The sequence below is a fragment of the Bariatricus sp. HCP28S3_D3 genome (assembly GCF_052065755.1).
Lineage (GTDB): Bacteria > Bacillota > Clostridia > Lachnospirales > Lachnospiraceae > Allocoprococcus.
In genome coordinates, this window is sequence record NZ_JBQHTK010000005.1 from 120005 (window position 1) to 140039 (window position 20035).

Genomic DNA, 20035 nt, shown 5'->3' on the forward strand with positions numbered 1-20035 from the left:
CTGTCGGAGCCGTACCTGACGGTACACAGCGAACGGTTCTGTTTACAGCACCCGGACAAAATGCTTTTAAAAAAGGACGACACAAACATTTTACTGCTTTGTCGTCCTTCTGTTTCCTGCTTCTATCCACAAACTGCCTGGATTCAGAGTGTAGTACCTTTCCTGTTCCTTTTGCCTGAAAGTTTCACCTTGTCAAGATCAGCTTACATTATCCGACATCCGGTTTGCATCTTCGGCGACTGCTGTTATGTACGCAATTCTCTCACAGGAAATATCTGCCTACTATTCAGTTAACTGCATTAAACTTGATATCGTTCATATATTAACGATACTCTTTTTAACAAAGTCAGTATAACACATCTAAAATTAAAATGCTAGTCTCTTTTATAGATTTTTACACTTTTTATTATAGATTTTTTCAATAAATATATTCCGTTACATATTGGAATTATTTGCTTGTCTTCTTTTGCTTTGGCAGGAAATTATGATAGTAATCGTTATATACTTCCTTAATTGTTCCCGTCAATGCCAATAGAGCTATAATGTTAGGAAGAACCATCAAACTGTTGAAGCAGTCTGCCATATTCCAAACGAGTTCCACTTCCTGAAGAGAACCAAATACTACGCATACACAAACAAGTACTGAATAAATCTTAACTGCTTTTCCGCCAAACAGGTATCTGATATTTGCTTCTCCGAAGAAATACCATCCGATAATGGTAGAGAATGCGAAGAACAACATACAGATTGCAATAAAGATTTCACCAAACTTACCGTATAATGTAGAGAAAGCATACTGGCTAAGTTCAGCACCGGTCTTTCCGGTTGCTCTGGAACCGGTTGTGATAATAACGAGTGCTGTCAGGTTCAGGATTACGAATGTATCAATAAATACACCTGCCATAGCTACGAATCCCTGTTCAACCGGATGATTTACTTTCGCAACAGCGTGAGCGTGCGGGGTAGAACCCATACCAGCTTCGTTAGAGAAAAGACCTCTGGCAACACCTTTTGTGATTGCAAGTTTGATCGTTGCACCAAGTGCACCACCGGCAACTGCTGAAGGATTGAAAGCGCCAACTACGATGTCCTTGAATGCTCCAGGAATTGCTGTAAAGTTAGCAAAAATAACAATCAGAGAACCGATAATATAGAACGCTGCCATAATCGGAACGATCGTCTCTGTAACTTTCGCAATACGTTTCATACCACCTGTAAATACGAACAGAGAAGCGATTGCAATGATAACACCCATAACAATCTTTGGAATTCCGAAAGCGGTGTTCCATGATGCTGCAATGGAGTTCGCCTGAACTGCATTTCCCATAAAGCCAAGCGCCAAGATGATCAGGACTGCAAATATAGCTGCAAATACTTTTCCGAACGTTCCCTTAAATGCTGCACGGATGTAATAAACAGGACCACCTGTAACTGTTCCGTCTTCTCCGACCTGTTTATACTTCTGAGCCATGCAAGCCTCACCGAAAATCGTTGCCATTCCGAGGAATGCACTGATCCACATCCAGAAGATCGCTCCAGGACCACCAACTGCGATTGCAGTTGCGGCACCGGCGATATTACCTGTACCTACCTGAGCTGCGATTGCGGTTGCAAGAGCCTGAAAAGATGACATACCGTCCTTGCCTGCATCACCTTTTTTGGAAAACAATCCTCCGAATGTTCTCCTCATACTTTCGCCAAAACCTCTCACCTGAATAAACCCTAATTTGAACGAGAACCAGATACCAGCTCCCACAAGGGCAATCAGAAGAACCGATCCAGTCAATAAATCATTGACTTTCAAAACCATGCTGTTAAATACTTCGTACACAACATACCCTCCTTTTTTGTCTCATAGATATTTTTTATGAATATCATTTGTTATATCTATAATATCGTATTTGTCTAATTTATTCAAGTTTTTTTGTTCAAAACAATCATTTTTGTGCATATTGTCTTTTTACAAAATGTTAAAATTGTCATATAATCCAACAAAAATGCCAAACCGCCCATTTTACGCGGTTTGGCACATTACGATTTTATTATAGATTTTTTCTATTTCTTAATTTTCGTCAATATATCCAAACTTTTAACAATCTGACCACTATACATTGATTTCGGCTTTGACTCCAAGAAGTTCTTTATTCTCTTCCAGAATAGGCGCAATTACATTTTTCAGGAATGCATCCACCTGTTCAGGAGAACGTCCTACATATTTAGAAGGATCCATGGTCTTCTGAAGATCTTCAAGGCTCAGGTTGAACGCATCGTCCTGCGCAATCAGTTCCAGAAGATTGTTGTCCAGTCCTTTTTCTTTCACATTACGCCCTGCTTCCATAGAAAGCTCACGGATTCTTTCATGAAGTTCCTGACGGTCTCCACCGGCTTTTACTGCATCCATCATGATATTCTCTGTAGCCATAAACGGGAGCTCAGACATCAGACGTTTTTCAATAACTTTCGGATATACAACCAGTCCATCCACAACATTCAAGCAAAGATCCAGAATACCGTCGATCGCAAGGAAGCCTTCCGGAATGCTGAGACGTTTATTTGCAGAATCATCCAGTGTTCTTTCAAACCATTGTGTGGCAGAAGTAATCGCAGGATTCAGTGCATCAACCATCACATATCTTGACAAAGATGCGATTCGTTCACTTCTCATCGGATTTCTCTTGTATGCCATTGCGGAAGAACCGATCTGTGTCTTCTCAAACGGCTCTTCTACCTCTTTCAAATGCTGAAGGAGACGGATGTCATTGGAGAATTTATGTGCACTTGCTGCGATTCCGGCAAGGACATTCATTACCCGGGTATCAACTTTACGGGAATAAGTCTGTCCGGATACGGGATAGCATGCCTCGAATCCCATCTTCTGGGCGATCATCGGATCAATCTTATCGATCTTCTCCTGATCTCCCTCGAACAGCTCCAGAAAACTTGCCTGGGTTCCGGTCGTTCCTTTTGATCCGAGAAGCTTCAGGCTTCCGAGAACATAGTCAAGATCAGCAAGATCCATGGTGAATTCCTGCATCCAGAGTGTTGCTCTCTTTCCCACCGTGGTCGGCTGCGCCGGCTGAAAATGAGTAAATGCAAGTGTCGGCAGACTCTTATACTGATCCGCAAATCTGGAGAGCTCGTCAATTACATTTACCAGTTTCTTTTTCACAAGCTTCAAAGCTTCTGACATAATGATGATATCGGTATTATCGCCGACATAGCAGGAAGTAGCTCCAAGATGAATGATTCCTTTTGCTTTCGGGCATTGCTGTCCATATGCATACACATGTGACATAACGTCATGGCGCACGATTTTTTCTCTTTCCTTGGCCACTTCGTAATTAATGTCATCCGCGTGGCTCTTCAGCTCTTCAATCTGTTCGTCCGTAATATTAAGTCCCAGTTCTTTTTCTGTCTCAGCCAGAGCGATCCACAGCTTTCTCCAGGTTCTGAACTTCATATCCGGAGAAAAAATATACTGCATCTCCTTACTTGCATACCGCTCGGAAAGCGGACTTTGATATCTGTCGTATCCCATAGTTTCTTCCTCTCTTATCATATACTTTTCATATTTGAATGCATTCGGGAATAAATCAATTATTCTTCAAACGCATGTGAAACATCTTTTCCCGGCACTTCCATCGGATAGCTGCCGGTAAAGCAGGCATCACAGTATGACAGATCGCCTACCATATCTTTCAATTTCGCAATTTCCATATAACCAAGTGAATCGGCCCCAATCATTTCACGAATCTGCTCGGTTGTATGCGAATGTGCGATCAGCTGTTCATTCGAAGGCACATCGGTTCCAAAATAGCACGGATACAAAAACGGCGGAGAACTGATCCTCACATGTACTTCCTTTGCGCCGGCTTTTTTCAGCATTTTGATAATATTTGCGCAGGTTGTCCCACGCACGATGGAATCATCCACCATAACGATCCGCTTTCCGCGCACCACTTCTTCAATTACATTCAGCTTGATCTTAACGCTGGATTCTCTCTGACTCTGCTTCGGTTTAATGAACGTTCTGCCCACATAGCTGTTTTTATGGAATGCCATTCCGTAGGGAATTCCCGACTGTTCGGAATACCCTTTTGCAGCAACAAGTCCCGAATCCGGAACACCTACCACAAGATCCGCCTCAACCGGATACGATTCAGCCAGCGCTTTCCCGGCAATGATACGGGAATGGTAAACGTTGACATTATCGATCGTGCTGTCCATTCTTGCAAAATAGATGTATTCAAAAATACATCTCGCCTGTTTCTCCGGTGCGATCGCCATACTCTTATCCGAAGTAACTCCATTTTTCGTAAAGCTCACGATTTCTCCCGGCTCTACATCGCGCACAAACTCTGCCCCCACAGCAGCCAGTGCACAGCTTTCTGAAGCAAGGAACCACGTATTATCACGTTTTCCGATACAAAGCGGTTTGAATCCGAACGGATCTCTTGCCCCGATCATCTTACGGGGACTGGAGACCACCAGCGCATACGCACCTTTAATCTTCCCCATGGCATTCTTCACCGCCATCTCGGCATTCGGTGTCTTCAGACGTTCTCTTGCAATATGATATGCGATCACTTCGGAATCGATCGTTGTCTGAAAAATAGCTCCCGTATATTCCAGTTCATGCCGGAGTTCCACCGCATTCGTCAGATTCCCGTTATGCGCGATTGCAAGAGTTCCTTTCACATAATTAATGACAAGCGGCTGCGCATTCTCAGCTCTTGTACCGCCTGCCGTAGAATACCTTACATGGCCTACCCCAAGATTCCCCTTCAGGCCTTCCAGGCATTCTTCATCAAAAACCTCATTGACCAACCCAAGCCCTTTTTTGAAGAGCACTTTCCGCTTTCCATACGTATCGGTCACTGCAATACCGCAGCTCTCCTGTCCACGGTGCTGCAAAGCAAATAGCCCATAATACACCGACGGCGCGACATCTCCACCATCCATATCGTAAGCTCCAAACACACCGCACTCTTCGCCTAATCCTGTCTCAACTCTTTCAAGTCTGCTCATTGGTCTGTCTCTCCTGTTCAATTGAATGTAGTCAATTTCTCATATTAATTCTTATTACAAAGAGAGTATAATACACCGAATATAGAAAATCAATCTTTTTTACCCTCTTCTGTATTCTCTCTTCCACTCTTCCAGAAGCTCCGGCGATGCCTTTAACGAAATTTTTCCCTTTTCCCTGGCAATTTTTTCTGCAAGTTTATTATCCACTTCAAGGAAAATCTGGTTTCCTGAGATCATTTTCTGATACTCGTCCACCGGCATATACCGGTAGCAGGCATAGACATATCCTTCCAGCATCCGGCTGTCTTCACATATCTTATATGCCTTCTCGTACATCCTGGCGGATTCCTCGTAAAGAAACGCTCTTCCATATGCACTCGCAAGACAGGCATATACTCTTCCATAAAAACGTTTGTCCACGCTGTCATCCCGCTCACTGTTCACGATCGACATATAGACAAGAATCGCGGACTCCAACTCTCCACTTTCCATAAGTGTGTCAGCCTTGTATTTCTGGCGTTCCACTTCTTTCTGGTTTTTCAACTTTTCGAGCACATTCTGAATATGAGCCAGTTCGCCCTGAGTATATATCTTGGCATCGTTCAGGACATACAGTACAAACTGCTCCACAGAAACATGATTTTTCAACATTTCCATCAAAGACTCCGCCAACGAAACCAATTCCAGTTCATCCCGAATCCAGCGGCAAAGCTGTTCGTTGATAATCGTATAATCAATCAGATACAGGTTATTACAGAGGTAATAGCACAGCTCTTCAATTGTATAAATCCGCTTGTGGATACGGGTTATTTCATATGGATGCTTCGCGCGTTTTTTATGACAAAGAATTAAACTGCCCATTGCTTCCTCCTAATTCAATCACTTTTTCCGTAAAAAATCCCGTCGGCGGGAAGAATTCTCCGAATCCCACATCCTCAAATGTTATGTGGCAGGTCCGTTCATCGGTGAACATCGTGCGTATCCGAAGCCGCAAGGCATAATTCTTACGTTCCGGAAGCCCTTCCAGTGAAACCGTCTCCACACGGAGCTTTCCCGTTACCAGAGATTCGATATGAATCTCGATATCCTGATTATCCTCCAACAGCACCTCGCACTGCCGGTCCGATTCATACCAGTGTGATCCCCACGCAACCAGTGGATACCACCCTTCTTCTCCCCGGCTGCGCATTTTCAGACAGATCTGTTCCGTCATCTTCGTCTCATCCAGGTAGACCGGTCCGTCGATCAGATCCATACTGCGCTGCATCGCCGTATAGCATGCACCTTTGCTGTAGAGATTGTTTCCCATAAAGGCTCTTCGTCCGTTGCAGAGAACTCTCAGCGAATTCGGATACCAGTTATTCTCAAACCCGTCACCGGTCAGGAAGACGGAGGAAACCACTTTCTTATCAAACACGCTTTGAATAAAGCTTTTGAAATGTTCATCTGCTGCTTTCGCCTTATCCACATTTAAAACCGGATACACGGATTCCAGCTCTTCCATCTGCGCTTCTGCCACTTTATCGACCGTCACAAAGCTTTCCTTTCCTTTCCGGTAACCGGTCTTCAGCTCCCGAAGCATAAAAGCACGTATCACATCCTGATCACAATAGAAAAGTGCCGATTCATACTGCCATAGTTCCTTGGGCTGGTTAAACATATAATGGCAGAAACTTTCTTTATAATCCTGAACGTAAATATTTTCCTTCATAACACCCAGTTTCTGCCCGATTCCTTTCATTAAATAACGAATATCCTCGCTCATCTCCGGTACAGTAAAAGTGATACTTTCTATCTTTTCAAAAGACTGCAGCGTCTGCCGTATAAATTCTGCCAGAAGCCATACCGCTTCAAACTCTTCTCCCGCAATCTGAAGCCGTTCCTTTTTCAGTGCTTTCTCCCAGATATCGGTAACCTGCACACTCCCGCGTACACTGCCCATTCTTTTCGCATTTTTTCCATATGTCCACACTTCTTTATAATATGTCATTGCCAGCGGGATCTGATGATTCTCCGACCCGGTATCCAGTGTATCCGGTTCCTGCGTTTCTTCATTCAGAAAACTGATCTGGCAAATCTTCGAATTAATATCGTATCCTATGATACTTCCATGTGACATGAAGTATTCCTCCTTAAATTATCCGTAAGCATCGTGGGGCAAAAGACCTTAACTCCGTAATTTCATTTAATAAGCGACGAAAATGTCTTCCGCCAGCGCCAGTTCCGCAGCATATTCGGTCATGGCGATCTGCAATGCGTCTTCTTTCAATCCGACCATATCATTCAGCCTTCCGTAACGGCCGATCGGCTTCACCTGCTTTGGTTCATAGACATGTTTCTCCGTTACCGTAACTTCTCCATTTCCGGTTTCAGTAAAATAATACCGGAGCGATTCGTCTCCAAAGAGAATCCAGGTCTTAATATAAGTATCTTCATATGCAGGCGTTAATGCTTCCTGCTGATAATTCAGACTGTCGTTGCCATCTTTCCTGATCTGATAAGATACCGTCACTTTGCTGCCCGGTTTCGCATGATATTCGATCATCGTCTTGTCATAAAGCTGTACTTCTCTCAGCCAGGTTTCGGGATAGTTCAAATAGAATGAAAAGAAAACCTGCTTTTCACACATTTCTCTCAGAAACTCTCTCAGCATCGGCTCCAGTTCCTTGTGCACTTCCCGGCTGGAATAGTATTTCAGAAGAGCGATCTTACAGATGTCGGCCAGTTCCTCTTCCTTCCGGTATTCATTTGCAATAATCGTAAAAACGCATCCTTTTACCTGACGCCCGCATACCACATACTCGCGCGATACATAGGCCAGATATGCCTGTTTCAGGCGGAAATAGGTGCGGCCCTCATAATAATCCGCAAAAATTTCTTCTTCTCCGAACATCATTTCAGAGAAAAGCATCTGCGTGATGATACGCTCTGACAGTTTATAAGTGGTAATATCGTAATCTCTCGCCTTATGCCACAATTTCTTCATATCTTCCGTAGCGCCGCAATAGTATTCGGAAAGATACGTCAGTGTCACTTTATCATACTGATCTCGTTTAAAGAGTTCAAAGCATACATAACTCAGGAAATCGTCTTCCTCATATCCTTCTTCCCGGATCCGCATACTGCAGAGGCGGAAAATATCCGCTTCCTCAAACGCATCTATTCCATATTCACGGATACTCTTCCAGTTTAATTCTTCCTGTTCTCTCTTGTATCCACCATCGCCGTTTTCAAGCTGGTATTTGCGGAAAATTTCCATATAACGGCTTTCATAAAACAGCCGGATTGTATCATAGGGAATCGAATCCACATAATGCCTTCCTTCCTTGGACTCCCACACGATCCGAGAGTCTTTACTGTATAAGTAAACGATCGTTCCGGCAGGATTATAGGCCACTCTCTGTCCAATCGTCCCATCCGGTTCCAGAACCAGGATATACGCCATATTCTTCATAGGCGTTTTTACTTCGTAAGCATGACAGATATCGTACATCGCCTTCATCCGTTCCGGTGTCATATCACGCTCGGTGCAACAGCGTTTGTAAATGATCCGCAGCGCCTCATTGATTCTCCGCTGTTCCAGCTGCTCCCACGCAAAACGCTCCATCTGTTCACGATACGCTGCATACAATGGTCCTGTCTCATCCTGATAGGAAATCATATTCGCATACAGTACCGCCGCTTTTTTATAATTCAGATTATTTCCATGCATAAAATACAGATATACCGATTTCGGAAATTCTTTTTTGAGATGATCATCGTCGATCGTCATCATATAATACTCATACAGCTGCGCAATCTTAAGATCGGCTTCGACTGCTTTTTCATACCATTCAAAGCAATCCGGAGTCGTTCTGTTTCCGCGGATGAGCAATGTACAAATTGCAGTGAGAATCATGGTATCCGGATACATCGCATACACTTTTCGAAGGACCCGATCCAGATTCTTGTCGTAATTTCTCTGCTGCGTCGCAAGATTTGCCATATAAAGCGCAATGTCCTTGGTGAGTAATTTATATTTCACAGCGAAATTCAGGATCTGCACCTCAAAAGAGCCGAGCTTCTTCAGCGAAGTCGGATGTTCCAGGAAACAGCGGTATGCCTGCCAGTAAAGGATGATCTGATTCGCTCCGTTATAGTAGTGTCGTTCCAGAACGTGGAGTCTCTTGCTGTAATTCTTATATTCCGGATCGATCTCGACCAGCATACAGACAAGCTGCCATGATCTAGGCCGCTTCATATATGCTTTATTCAGTTCTTCCACCACTCGATTTACATGGCTTCCTGTCTTGCGGATCAAGGCTGTAAGATACAGGTAATATGCAGAAACGATTGCATCCTTTCCAATCCCGAAACGACTGTAATTATAGTCGTCCAGAATATCATTTGCCTCGCTGACCTCTCCGCAGAGCAGATGCATATGTGCATCGATCAGCGGATACACATCGCCTTCGCCCGTGTAGATATCCAGCTTCGAGAGCTTCTCTCTCGTATGTTCCGCCCATTCTTTTACCGGAATTCTTCCCGACATGCTGGCGAGAAACTCCTTCATCACCTCTGCAAAGATCATATCCGCATCTCTGTGGTCTTCCGCATGATCCTTGTGATCCGCCACCATGATCTCATAGGTCAGTGATTCATACGGACTCTCAAACACGATCTTTCCGTAATTGTTCCCGGCATGGGTCTTCTCCGGATGGATGATATAGCTGAAATCATACAGATTTCCGACAAAATCATCTGTCGAAAAATTGTCTCTTGCAATCTGGATAAACTTCCCGTCCACATGGACTCTCACCGGCATATATCCCCAGGTATTCTTTGTAAAATGAATGATCTCTTTCGTCGCTTCCTTCAGGTTACGGAACGTTCTCTGAGTCCTTCCCATTGTCAGGAAAATGCACTCTTTCTGCTTGATTCCCACCAGAAACTCTTCCATTGCCTGTTCGCCCAGCGACCATTTTCGCATATTATCATAAAGGGCGCGGATCCGCGGCTCTTCATACTTAATCACTTCATAGAAATCTCTGGAACGGAACAGTCTCTGAGCCTCTGTAAAATCCTGAAGTGCCAGTTTCTTAAAATCACGGGTATTCTGCACCTTTCCATAAGAAGTCATGATATATGGTTTCTCTATAATCACAGTGTATGTTACTTCAAATTCTCCGCCACTGCACACGATCGTAAATTTCCCTGATTCTACATGTCCCGGCTTCAGTCCCTTCCCGTCATATGTGAACCAGATTTCTACCGGATTCCCCTCAAATCCCTGTTCATCAAGATGTACACGAAAAGAAGAAGGATATACAAGTCCTCTGATATCTCCTTCTTTCCTGTTCTTCAGGGTAAAGCATCCGCGATACACTTCACCTTCTCCAATTGTCAGTACGAGATTCGTCTCCGGAAGTACAATATCCGGTCTGGCCATGCCAAAATCTCCCTTGGAAAATCGTTTAATTTTATTCTTCATGCTAAGCCACCTACTTCTTGCATTGCATTTTTTCAAAAAGGCATTATAATGAATTATAACATTATTCGACTTATCAGGCAACGCAAATCTGAAAAAACGTACTTCAGAAAAGGAGAACTATATTATGAATACAAAACCACAATTTCACGGCAGCGATCTGGAAGCGGTCGAGGCCTATTACCACATACCAAAAGAGCAGATCGTAAGCTTTGGAGCAAATGTCAACCCACTCGGACTTTCTTCCTACGTAAAAGAACAGCTCGCCGCGAATCTGGATGTCCTGTCCTCATACCCTGACCGGAATTACACCGAACTAAAGACTGCGATCAGCCAATATCTTGGCACACACGGTTCCTGTGATGCCAAAACTCCATCTCCGGAACATATCATCGTCGGAAATGGCTCCACGGAACTCATTTCACTTCTCATTCAGACTAGACGCCCCAAAAAAGCGCTGCTTCTCGGCCCTACCTATTCCGAATACAGCCGGGAGCTTACCCTTACAGAAAGCTCTCTTTCCTATTATAATTTAAAAGAAGAACTGGATTTCCATCTGGATATTCCGGATTTTTGCCGTACGATCCGGGAAAATGACTACGATCTTGTCATCATCTGCAACCCGAATAATCCGACCTCCTCCGCCCTCAGCAAGGAAGAGATCCGCACCATACTGGAAACTTGCCGCAGTGCCGGAAGCTTCCTCATGATCGATGAAACCTATGTCGAATTTGCTCCCGACATCAGTGAGATCACCGCCATGCAGCTCGTCCCGGACTATCCCGAACTAATGGTTCTGCGCGGCGTCTCCAAATTCTTTGCAGCCCCCGGACTGCGCCTGGGCTACGGTGCCACAAGCAACCACGATTTTCTCTCATCCCTGATCCAGATGCAGAACCCATGGAGCCTTAGCAGCATCGGCGCACTCGCCGGCAGGCTCATGCTCACCGACGAATCCTATATTTCCAGAACCCGCTCCCTGATCCTTAGCGAACGCGCCCGCATGCTGGAAACATTGGCAGGCAACAGCCACCTGAAAACCTACCCGGCCTACGCCAATTTCATCCTGGTCCGCCTGCTCACCCCCGGCCTCACCTCCCAGGAAGCCTTCGATCACCTCATCCGCCAGGGCCTCATGATACGCGACTGTTCCACCTTCGAACAGCTCAAAGGCGAATACATCCGCTTCTGCATCATGTCTCCCCAGGATAACATCCGACTCCTGAATGAACTGAACAACTATACACATACTTTAAAATGAAAGCTAAAATGATTCGCGCCTCCCAAAGGCGTCAAATCATTTTAATCCAATCAGTAGATCTTAGTCGACTCCCTCCCGTCTTGCCCCTACGAATTCCCGTCTTAAATCCCCAGGCCCCGGAGGAGACACAGGGATTGTATTGCGACTAGAACGAACAAAAAAGGCAGACTGTCCGCCCAAAAGGGCGAACAGCCTGCCGAATTTTGTCCGTTCTCCGGAGTGAGAAATCCCTGTGTCTCCTCCGGGGCCGTCCGATTTAAACAAACAAAATCAATGCAATAATCACCATATCTTCATCACCGGTATTCAGCAGCCCATGTCCGCTTCCATCTTTGCAGAAGGTTACGTCCCCTGTCTCCACCGGGTATTTTTCCCCATTATCTGTATAGACTCCGGATCCCTTTACGATATAGTAAGTCTCTGTCTCTCCGTGATGCTCATGGTATCCGATTTCGCATCCCGGTTTGAGAGTCACCTGTCCGAACAGCTTGCAGTACTCTCCCATTTCTTCTTTGCCAAGCAGCACTTCTTTCAGGATATAGCCTGCTCCTCCGGACATGTTTTCAATTTTGAGCGTCTCTCTTTCATTTGCTTTTGTCATCATTCTCACCTGCACTTTTATTTAATCTTCGCGATATCGATCAACGTAAGTTGCCGGATATCGGTATTTTCCAAACTGGTTACAAGCGCGTTTGCGGTATCCATCGCGGTAAGGACGTTGACACCGGTCTCGATCGCATTTCTACGGATCAAGAATCCGTCTCTGGAGCGATCTGCTCCCTGCGGAGGTGTATCAATAACCAGATCGATCTGATGTCCCAGGATCAGATCCATCAGGTTCGGAGATTCCTGCTCGATTTTCTTGATTGCGATTGCCTTGACACCATGCTCATTCAGATAATCTGCGGTTCCTCTTGTTGCGAAAATGCGGTAACCCAGTGCACGGAATCTGCGTCCGATCTCCACTGCCTCCGGTTTATCATCATCACGTACTGTCATGATCATATTCTTATATTTCGGAAGGTTGACACCTGCACCGAGGAATGCTTTATAAAGTGCTTCATTAAATGTCTTTGCAATACCAAGACACTCACCGGTGGACTTCATTTCCGGTCCGAGGCTGATGTCCGCGCCGCGGATCTTCTCAAAGGAGAATACCGGCATCTTGATCGCGATATAGTCCGCTTCTTTCTGAAGCCCCGGAGTATAGCCGAGTTCTTTGATCTTGTGTCCGATGATCACCTGGGTTGCAAGCGGTACGATCGGAATACCCGTCACCTTACTGATATACGGCACCGTACGGCTGGAACGAGGATTGACCTCAATAACATAGACTTCTTCGCCGCATACGATGAACTGAATGTTGATCATACCGATCACATGCAGCGCTTTGGCAAGTCGTTTTGTATATTCTTCAATTTTGCGTTTTGTCACTTCGGAAATGCTCTGTGCCGGGTAAACCGAAATACTGTCGCCGGAATGGATTCCTGCACGTTCAATATGTTCCATGATTCCCGGAATCAGGATATCCTCGCCGTCGCAGACCGCATCGACCTCGATCTCTTTTCCCTGGAGATATTTATCTACCAGGATCGGGTGATCCTGCGCGATCCGGTTGATGATACCGATGAATTCGTCGATATCGTGATCGTTGATTGCAATCTGCATGCCCTGTCCGCCAAGCACGTAGGAAGGACGAACCAATACCGGATAACCGAGACGATTTGCAACCTCTTTTGCTTCCTCTGCGGTAAATACGGTGTCTCCCTTCGGGCGCGGGATGTTGCACTGTGCCAGGATCTCGTCAAAGAGTTCTCTGTCTTCCGCGGCGTCTACATCTTCCGCAGCGGTTCCGAGGATCGGGACTCCCATCTTCATCAGGGATTCGGTCAGTTTGATCGCCGTCTGGCCACCGAACTGCACCACGGCTCCGTCCGGTTTTTCCAGATCCACAATACTCTCCACATCTTCCGGTGTGAGCGGTTCAAAATACAATTTATCTGCGATATCGAAGTCGGTACTTACCGTCTCCGGATTGTTATTTACAATAATCGTCTCATAGCCTTCTTTTGCAAATGCCCAGGTACAATGTACAGAACAGAAGTCAAATTCGATTCCCTGTCCGATTCGGATCGGTCCGGAACCAAGTACCAGAACTTTCTTCTTGCCACTGGTCTCTTCCACTTCATTCTGACTGCCGAATACGGAATAGTAATACGGTGTCTCTGCCGCGAATTCTGCCGCACAGGTATCGACCATCTTATAGGCTGCAACGATTCCGTTTTCATGGCGCATGTCATGGATCTGGCGCTCACTCTTTCCGGTCAGCCGCGCAATCACATTGTCCGGGAATTCGATTCGTTTTGCTTCTTTTAAAAGTTCCGGAGTAAGTTCCTGTGTCTTCAGTGCCTGTTCCATCTCTACCAGGATCGCGATCTTGTCGATAAACCATTTGTCGATCTTGGTGATGTTATGGATCTCATCGTAGCTGATTCCCTTGCGGATTGCTTCTGCAATCAGCCAGATACGGCGGTCATCTACGATCTCCAGTTTTTCCAGGATCTCCTCTCTGGAAAGTGCGGTGAAATCATAGGACATCAGACTATCCACATGCTGTTCCAGTGAGCGGATTGCCTTCATCAGGGCTCCCTCAAAGTTATCACAGATACTCATGACCTCTCCGGTCGCCTTCATCTGTGTGGTAAGGGTTCTCTTCGCACTGATGAATTTATCAAACGGAAGTCTCGGCATCTTGACTACGCAGTAATCCAGCATCGGCTCGAAACTTGCGTAAGTCTTCTTCGTAACTGCATTTTTGATCTCATCCAGCGTATATCCCAGCGCGATCTTGGCCGCAACCTTCGCAATCGGATAACCGGTCGCCTTGGAAGCCAGCGCGGAAGAACGGCTTACACGCGGATTTACTTCGATTACACAGTATTCAAAAGTCTCCGGATGAAGCGCGTACTGCACGTTACATCCGCCGGTGATATTCAGCTCGCTGATGATATTCAGCGCAGAGGTACGGAGCATCTGGTACTCCTTGTCTCCCAGAGTCTGGGACGGAGCGACTACGATACTGTCTCCGGTATGAACCCCCACCGGGTCAATATTTTCCATATTACATACGGTAATGCAGTTGCCCTTGCTGTCACGCATCACCTCATATTCGATTTCCTTCCAGCCTGCGATGCAGCGTTCGACCAGAACCTGTCCGACACGGGAAAGTCTCAGTCCGTTCGCCAGGATTTCTTCCAGTTCCACCACATTGTGTGCGATACCGCCGCCGCTTCCGCCGAGGGTGTATGCAGGACGAAGCACGACCGGATATCCAATCTTAGCCGCAAATGCAACACCGTCTTCCACATTTTCCACGACAAGGGACGCTGCTACCGGTTCCCCGATCTTCTCCATGGTGGCCTTGAATTCCAGACGGTCTTCCGCCTTTTTGATCGTCTCTGCTGTGGTACCGATCAGACGGACATTATGCTCTTTTAAGAAACCTGCCTCTTCCAGCTCCATCGCAAGATTCAGTCCGGCCTGTCCGCCCAGTGTAGGCAGGACGCTGTCCGGCTGTTCCTTCAGAATCAGTTGTTCTACCACTTCCGTTGTAAGCGGTTCAATATACACACGGTCCGCGATATCTTTATCTGTCATAATCGTTGCCGGGTTTGAATTCAGAAGGACAACTTCCAGCCCCTCTTCTTTCAGAGAACGGCAGGCCTGCGTTCCCGCATAGTCAAATTCCGCTGCCTGCCCGATGATGATCGGACCGGAACCGATCACTAATACTTTCTTAATATCCTGATTTCTTGGCATTATTTTGTTCCTCCCATCATCTTCATGAATCTGTCAAACAAATAGCCGGAGTCCTGCGGTCCCGGGCAGGCTTCCGGATGGAACTGCACCGTAAAAATGTTCTTACCGATATATGCCATTCCTTCATTCGTCTTGTCATTGACATTTTCAAATGCCGGAACTGCCACAGATGGATCCAGACTGTCCGCATCGACTGCATATCCGTGATTCTGTGACGAAATATAGACTCTTCCCGTCTCCAGATCCTTAACCGGATGATTTCCTCCGCGGTGTCCGTACTTTAATTTGTATGTTTTCGCACCATTAGCAAGCGCCATAAGCTGGTGTCCCAGACAGATCGCGAAAATCGGAATATCGGAATTATATAATTTTTTAACTTCTTCAATAATGGAGGTGCAATCCGCCGGGTCTCCCGGTCCGTTTGATAACATAATTCCGTCCGGATTGCTGGAAATGATCTCAGCAGCCGTCGTGTGAGCCGGATAGACCGTCACTTCACAGCCACGCTGATTTAAAGACTTTGCGATATTATTCTTAGCCCCGAAGTCCATGAGAGCAACCTTCGGGCCGTTTCCTTCAATTACATATTTTTCACTGCAGGTCACTTTGGAGACGACATCCCCTACTTTGTACGCGTGCAGCTTCGGAATGATCTCTTCCAGATCGTAATTCTCATTGGTAGTGATCATGCCGTTCATCGTTCCCTTTTCACGGAGAATCTTCGTCAGTGCTCTGGTATCAACTCCTGCAATTCCCGGAATATCCTGTTCTTTCAGAAAATCCTGAATCGTTCCTTCACATCTGAAATTGCTTGGCATTCTTGACAATTCTCTTACGATATAACCATCCGGCCACGCTTTTTTCGATTCCATATCCGGTGTGATCCCATAATTTCCAATCAATGGATATGTCATAACAACGGCCTGTCCGGCGTAAGAAGGGTCTGTAAGCACCTCTAAATATCCTGTCATTGAGGTATTAAATACTATCTCACTAATCATGTCTCTTGTCGACCCGATGCTCGTTCCTTCGAACACAGTTCCATCTTCTAAAATTAGAAACGCTTTCATATGTTCACCTTATCCCTTCATAGTATTTTACTTCATCAATCCTTAAAAGAAGGCACTCATGGAGTCTTTTCCTCAACCATGAGCGCCCACTTTCTCAAATTGTAAAAATTCTAACACATATGAGACCAGATTTCAACTACTAATTTACTTCTTCATCTGACTTATCGTTCTTATGTCCTTATTCCTCAATGTCCGGAAGTGCTGCGATCTCGGCAAGCCGCTCAACGATTGGAAGATGCTGTGTGCACTGTCTCTCACATTTTCTGCATCCGATGCATTCTGCCGCTTTCGCTTTCGGAATATCCCAATGATATGCAATTCTGGATGTAATTGCATCCTTCTTGCCGGTCAGTATGTACTGATTGTATGCATCCATCATCTTCGGAATTGGAATTTCCTTCGGGCATCCCTTACAGTAACTGCAGCCGGTACACAGGTTATTGAAAGAAAGACCTTCTGCCTCATACATGGCCGCGATTTCCTCTGCCGGACGTTCTTCCAGATTTTCGACTGCCTTCACAGCGTCATCCACATGTTCCTTCGTCGTGCATCCTGCCAGCGCAACCGTGATCTCCTTGTGGGAAGCCACAAACCGGAGCGCCGCCTGTGGAACCGTCAGATCCGTTCCCCTTGTCAGATAGGAAAAAGCATCCGGATTCTGCGGAATCAGACCGCCGCCGAGCGGATTCATGACAACCACACCCATTCCATTCTCATGAGCCGCTTTGATCCCGCTCTGGCGGAACCGGTAGTTGAGCGCATTGTAGCCGATCAGCATTCCCTTAAATTTCCCGGTCTCCACAACTTTCTCGATATCATTTCCCTGCATATGGGAAGAAAATACAATATTCCGGATCAGTCCCTCTGACTTCGCCTCTTCAAAGAAACCGTATAAAAGTTCCATGTGCTTCTCCCAGGACTCCAGGTTCAGCATGCACCACATATGATAGAAATCAATATAATCCGTCTTCAGCCGGTCTAAAGATGTCTCCAGTCTCCTCCGGAAATTATCCCGGCTTGCATCTTCGTTCAACGTTCCGAGATTTACCTTGGAAGTCACATACACGTCGCTTCGTTTCACCTGGGAAAGTGCGATTCCGGTAATGATCTCACTCTTGTCATGACAATAGGCAGGTGCCGTATCCCAGTAATTGATTCCCTTCTCAAATGCGTAGAGCGGAATCTCGGCACATTTTTCCAGACGTCCCGCCTTTACGTCCTCCTCATCGTACCGCATGGTTCCAAGCCCGACTGCCGAAACCTTCATATCCGTGTCTCCATACTGCTTATAATACATTTCTTGTTCCTCCTTTATGAATAATTCCAATAGATTGTAAGTTTATCCAGAAGCGGTTCCTCCACATAAGAATAATGAACTTCCCTGAGCCCATACATCCTGCCAAGATACGAAGCGCCTTCCTGAACCAGTTCTCCTGTGACCGCATCGTGTGCCTGTTCATACACGGCATCACTTACGAATTTAAAGATAACGCTCGCCTCACCCGCATCGATCGAATCATACATAGCTTCAAGCAGCGTATCCCGTTCATAGCTCTCATAAAACATCCCGTTCATGCGATAGTAATTCCACCGGTCCGGCCCACATTCGGGATAATCATATCCCTCTTTCAGAGTATGCGTTCGTAAAATCATATCCTCCGTACAGCAAAGATAATCGTAGGTCATCGCTCTGGAAGCGACCTGCTCCTCTTCCTGTTGAAACATAGGATCGCCCCACGTCGTATCCACGAAATACCATTCCCCCTCACAGCGTACCATGTTCCACGCATGATCCTCCGTATTTCCGTCCGCATCCGTCGTCGTTCCCGTAACATAGGCGCAGACGATTCCCAGCCGGTTCAGAAGATACTGCGTACTCCGTGCATATCCGGCGCAGACGGATTCCTTCCCCGCCAGTGCACTGTAGATATTTTGATTATCCGGCGCATCCAGATTATATTCCACGGTCTGGATCAGATATTCGTAAACCGACTTAATTTTCTCATAGTCGGATGCCGTCTCCTGAATCGCCGCCAGACATTCCCCGGCCGCAGCATCAATCTCCTGCTTTTTCCTCTCTTTCTCCTCGCCGGTACACAAATATTTCGGTGCAAAGTCCACATAGGCTTCCTGCAGAATCGTCTCTGAATACGAAGTCGACACTGCATTCCCGTCGCACCAGAAGATTTCCGGATGATCATTCAACACATGCAGGAAAACTGCATTTGCCAGTTCTCCCCCTGATGCATGAAGCGAAATATGTTCTTTTTCTTCCATCAGTCCCTGATAGATTTCCTTATATACCGTCTTCTCTTCCTCTGTCTCCAACAGTCCATAATAGAATCCGTCCGCCATTTCCTCTTCCGTGACACGCACTTCTTCAAACAGAGGAACATCATCCTTTCCCGATTCCGTGCTCAGAAATCCCACCACCTCAAAAGCATTCGGATTTCTCAGGAAATACGCAGCACTAAGACAGATCAGTCCAGCCGCAAAACAGAGAAATACAGTGACTGCTCCGAGACATCCTGATTTTTTCTTTCTTCTATTTCTTCTTCCCACAATCAGACTCCAATCAACAATGATTTCTTTCAAATTGTATCATAACCGGAAATTTTTCACAATATCGGGGAATCGGAATATATTATTCATAACAGCATCCTTGTGAGGTTTTCCATATGAATTTTCTCAAAACAATGCAGGAGAATTCGTCCTATCACGGCAAGCTTCAGGTGTCGGTCACTTCCCAGATCAATGCCCGCCCCATAGAAGATGCCACCATAGAGATCTCCTATTCCGGTGTCCCGGAAAATACCATTGAGAAGCTGACCACCAACTCGTCCGGTCAGACGGATACCATCGAACTTGCATCCCCTCCTCTCGAATACAGCCTGAACCCTTCCATCGAGGAACAACCCTATTCCGAATACACCCTGAACGTTTCCGCCCCTGGATACGAACCGGTCAGCATTTCCGGTGCCGAGATCCTTGCGGATGTCACAGCGCTCCAGAATGTACGCATGCGGCCCATCGAGCCGGAACAGCCGCCGGAGATCTTCGTGATTCCGGCCCATACACTCTACGGTGTCTATCCTCCCAAAATTCCCGAGGATGAGATCAAGCCGGTCAATGAAACCGGAGAAATCGTCCTGAGCCGCGTCGTAGTGCCGGAATTCATCGTCGTCCACGACGGTTCTCCCAGAGATTCCACTGCCAAAAACTACTACGTCAAGTATAAAGATTACATCAAAAATGTGGCATCCAGCGAAATCTATGCCACCTGGCCGGAAAATACGATCCGTGCAAATGTGCTCGCGATCATGTCCTTCACTCTGAACCGTGTCTATACGGAATGGTACCGGAATCACCACAAATTCGGGATAACCGGCA

General features: G+C 46.1%; 12 protein-coding genes, 1 pseudogene and 1 riboswitch. Of the genes and pseudogenes, 2 read left to right on the plus strand and 11 right to left on the minus strand.

The annotated features are described in order from the left end of the window. Nucleotides 1–153: 153 nt before the first annotated feature. Nucleotides 154–277: riboswitch (glycine riboswitch) on the minus strand. Nucleotides 278–448: 171 nt separating this feature from the next. The 6 genes from ACTNB3_RS06150 to ACTNB3_RS06175 all read right to left on the minus strand — a co-directional run bounded on the left by ACTNB3_RS06150 (nt 449) and on the right by ACTNB3_RS06175 (nt 10498). Continuing rightward, nucleotides 449–1810 carry an alanine/glycine:cation symporter family protein gene (locus ACTNB3_RS06150; RefSeq protein WP_427820386.1) on the minus strand — a complete coding sequence of 454 codons (1362 nt, stop codon included), beginning with the start codon at nt 1808–1810 and terminating at the stop codon, nt 449–451. 294 nt (nt 1811–2104) lie between these two features. Further along, complete coding sequence (gene purB / locus ACTNB3_RS06155) at nt 2105–3538, minus strand: adenylosuccinate lyase (RefSeq protein WP_427805770.1); 1434 nt, start codon at nt 3536–3538, stop codon at nt 2105–2107. Between the two features lie 59 nt (nt 3539–3597). Then, a complete protein-coding gene (gene purF / locus ACTNB3_RS06160; protein ID WP_427805771.1) occupies nt 3598–5028 on the minus strand; it encodes an amidophosphoribosyltransferase in 1431 nt (476 codons plus the stop codon). A 99-nt stretch (nt 5029–5127) separates the two neighbouring features. Continuing rightward, nucleotides 5128–5889, minus strand: coding sequence for a hypothetical protein (locus ACTNB3_RS06165; protein WP_427805772.1), 762 nt, complete (start codon nt 5887–5889; stop codon nt 5128–5130). Continuing rightward, on the minus strand, nt 5864–7147 hold the full coding sequence (locus ACTNB3_RS06170) for a DUF5716 family protein (RefSeq protein WP_427805773.1): 1284 nt from the start codon (nt 7145–7147) through the stop codon (nt 5864–5866). Before ACTNB3_RS06170 ends, ACTNB3_RS06165 begins: the two co-directional genes overlap by 26 nt. A gap of 66 nt (nt 7148–7213) precedes the next feature. Further along, nucleotides 7214–10498 (minus strand): DUF5717 family protein, encoded by a 3285-nt coding sequence (locus ACTNB3_RS06175; RefSeq protein WP_441024789.1) that lies wholly within the window; start codon nt 10496–10498, stop codon nt 7214–7216. 124 nt (nt 10499–10622) lie between these two features. On the opposite strand from ACTNB3_RS06175, the gene ACTNB3_RS06180 reads away from it, so the two are divergent. Then, nucleotides 10623–11756, plus strand: coding sequence for a pyridoxal phosphate-dependent aminotransferase (locus ACTNB3_RS06180; RefSeq protein ID WP_441024791.1), 1134 nt, complete (start codon nt 10623–10625; stop codon nt 11754–11756). 256 nt (nt 11757–12012) lie between these two features. Here the strand turns inward: ACTNB3_RS06180 and ACTNB3_RS06185 are convergent, their stop codons facing one another. The 5 genes from ACTNB3_RS06185 to ACTNB3_RS06205 all read right to left on the minus strand — a co-directional run bounded on the left by ACTNB3_RS06185 (nt 12013) and on the right by ACTNB3_RS06205 (nt 19207). Next, the gene (locus tag ACTNB3_RS06185; protein WP_427805871.1) at nt 12013–12357 is read right to left on the minus strand and encodes a cupin domain-containing protein; all 345 of its coding nucleotides are present in this window, start codon (nt 12355–12357) and stop codon (nt 12013–12015) included. A 17-nt stretch (nt 12358–12374) separates the two neighbouring features. Next, the gene (gene carB / locus ACTNB3_RS06190; protein WP_441024792.1) at nt 12375–15575 is read right to left on the minus strand and encodes a carbamoyl-phosphate synthase large subunit; all 3201 of its coding nucleotides are present in this window, start codon (nt 15573–15575) and stop codon (nt 12375–12377) included. Further along, entirely contained in the window at nt 15575–16645 is a 1071-nt protein-coding gene (locus ACTNB3_RS06195) for a carbamoyl phosphate synthase small subunit (protein ID WP_427805777.1), read from the minus strand. The genes carB and ACTNB3_RS06195 overlap by 1 nt, the downstream gene beginning before the upstream one ends. A 178-nt stretch (nt 16646–16823) precedes the next feature. Beyond that, the gene (locus tag ACTNB3_RS06200; RefSeq protein ID WP_427805778.1) at nt 16824–17942 is read right to left on the minus strand and encodes an aldo/keto reductase; all 1119 of its coding nucleotides are present in this window, start codon (nt 17940–17942) and stop codon (nt 16824–16826) included. A gap of 14 nt (nt 17943–17956) precedes the next feature. Further along, nucleotides 17957–19207, minus strand: a complete 1251-nt coding sequence (locus ACTNB3_RS06205; protein WP_427820379.1) for a transglutaminase domain-containing protein — start codon at nt 19205–19207, stop codon at nt 17957–17959. 116 nt (nt 19208–19323) lie between these two features. Here ACTNB3_RS06205 and ACTNB3_RS06210 point away from each other — a divergent pair. Next, nucleotides 19324–20031: pseudogene (locus ACTNB3_RS06210) on the plus strand (carboxypeptidase-like regulatory domain-containing protein); the annotation flags it as partial. Nucleotides 20032–20035 lie beyond the last annotated feature (4 nt).

What these genes read in the sequence shown, in the direction of transcription:
- ACTNB3_RS06150 (WP_427820386.1), bottom strand. Translation starts at nt 1,810, where the DNA reads ATGGTTTTGAAAGTCAATGATTTATTGACTGGATCGGTTCTTCTGATT.
- purB (WP_427805770.1), bottom strand. Translation starts at nt 3,538, where the DNA reads ATGGGATACGACAGATATCAAAGTCCGCTTTCCGAGCGGTATGCAAGT.
- purF (WP_427805771.1), bottom strand. Translation starts at nt 5,028, where the DNA reads ATGAGCAGACTTGAAAGAGTTGAGACAGGATTAGGCGAAGAGTGCGGT.
- ACTNB3_RS06165 (WP_427805772.1), bottom strand. Translation starts at nt 5,889, where the DNA reads ATGGGCAGTTTAATTCTTTGTCATAAAAAACGCGCGAAGCATCCATAT.
- ACTNB3_RS06170 (WP_427805773.1), bottom strand. Translation starts at nt 7,147, where the DNA reads ATGTCACATGGAAGTATCATAGGATACGATATTAATTCGAAGATTTGC.
- ACTNB3_RS06175 (WP_441024789.1), bottom strand. Translation starts at nt 10,498, where the DNA reads ATGAAGAATAAAATTAAACGATTTTCCAAGGGAGATTTTGGCATGGCC.
- ACTNB3_RS06180 (WP_441024791.1), top strand. Translation starts at nt 10,623, where the DNA reads ATGAATACAAAACCACAATTTCACGGCAGCGATCTGGAAGCGGTCGAG.
- ACTNB3_RS06185 (WP_427805871.1), bottom strand. Translation starts at nt 12,357, where the DNA reads ATGACAAAAGCAAATGAAAGAGAGACGCTCAAAATTGAAAACATGTCC.
- carB (WP_441024792.1), bottom strand. Translation starts at nt 15,575, where the DNA reads ATGCCAAGAAATCAGGATATTAAGAAAGTATTAGTGATCGGTTCCGGT.
- ACTNB3_RS06195 (WP_427805777.1), bottom strand. Translation starts at nt 16,645, where the DNA reads ATGAAAGCGTTTCTAATTTTAGAAGATGGAACTGTGTTCGAAGGAACG.
- ACTNB3_RS06200 (WP_427805778.1), bottom strand. Translation starts at nt 17,942, where the DNA reads ATGTATTATAAGCAGTATGGAGACACGGATATGAAGGTTTCGGCAGTC.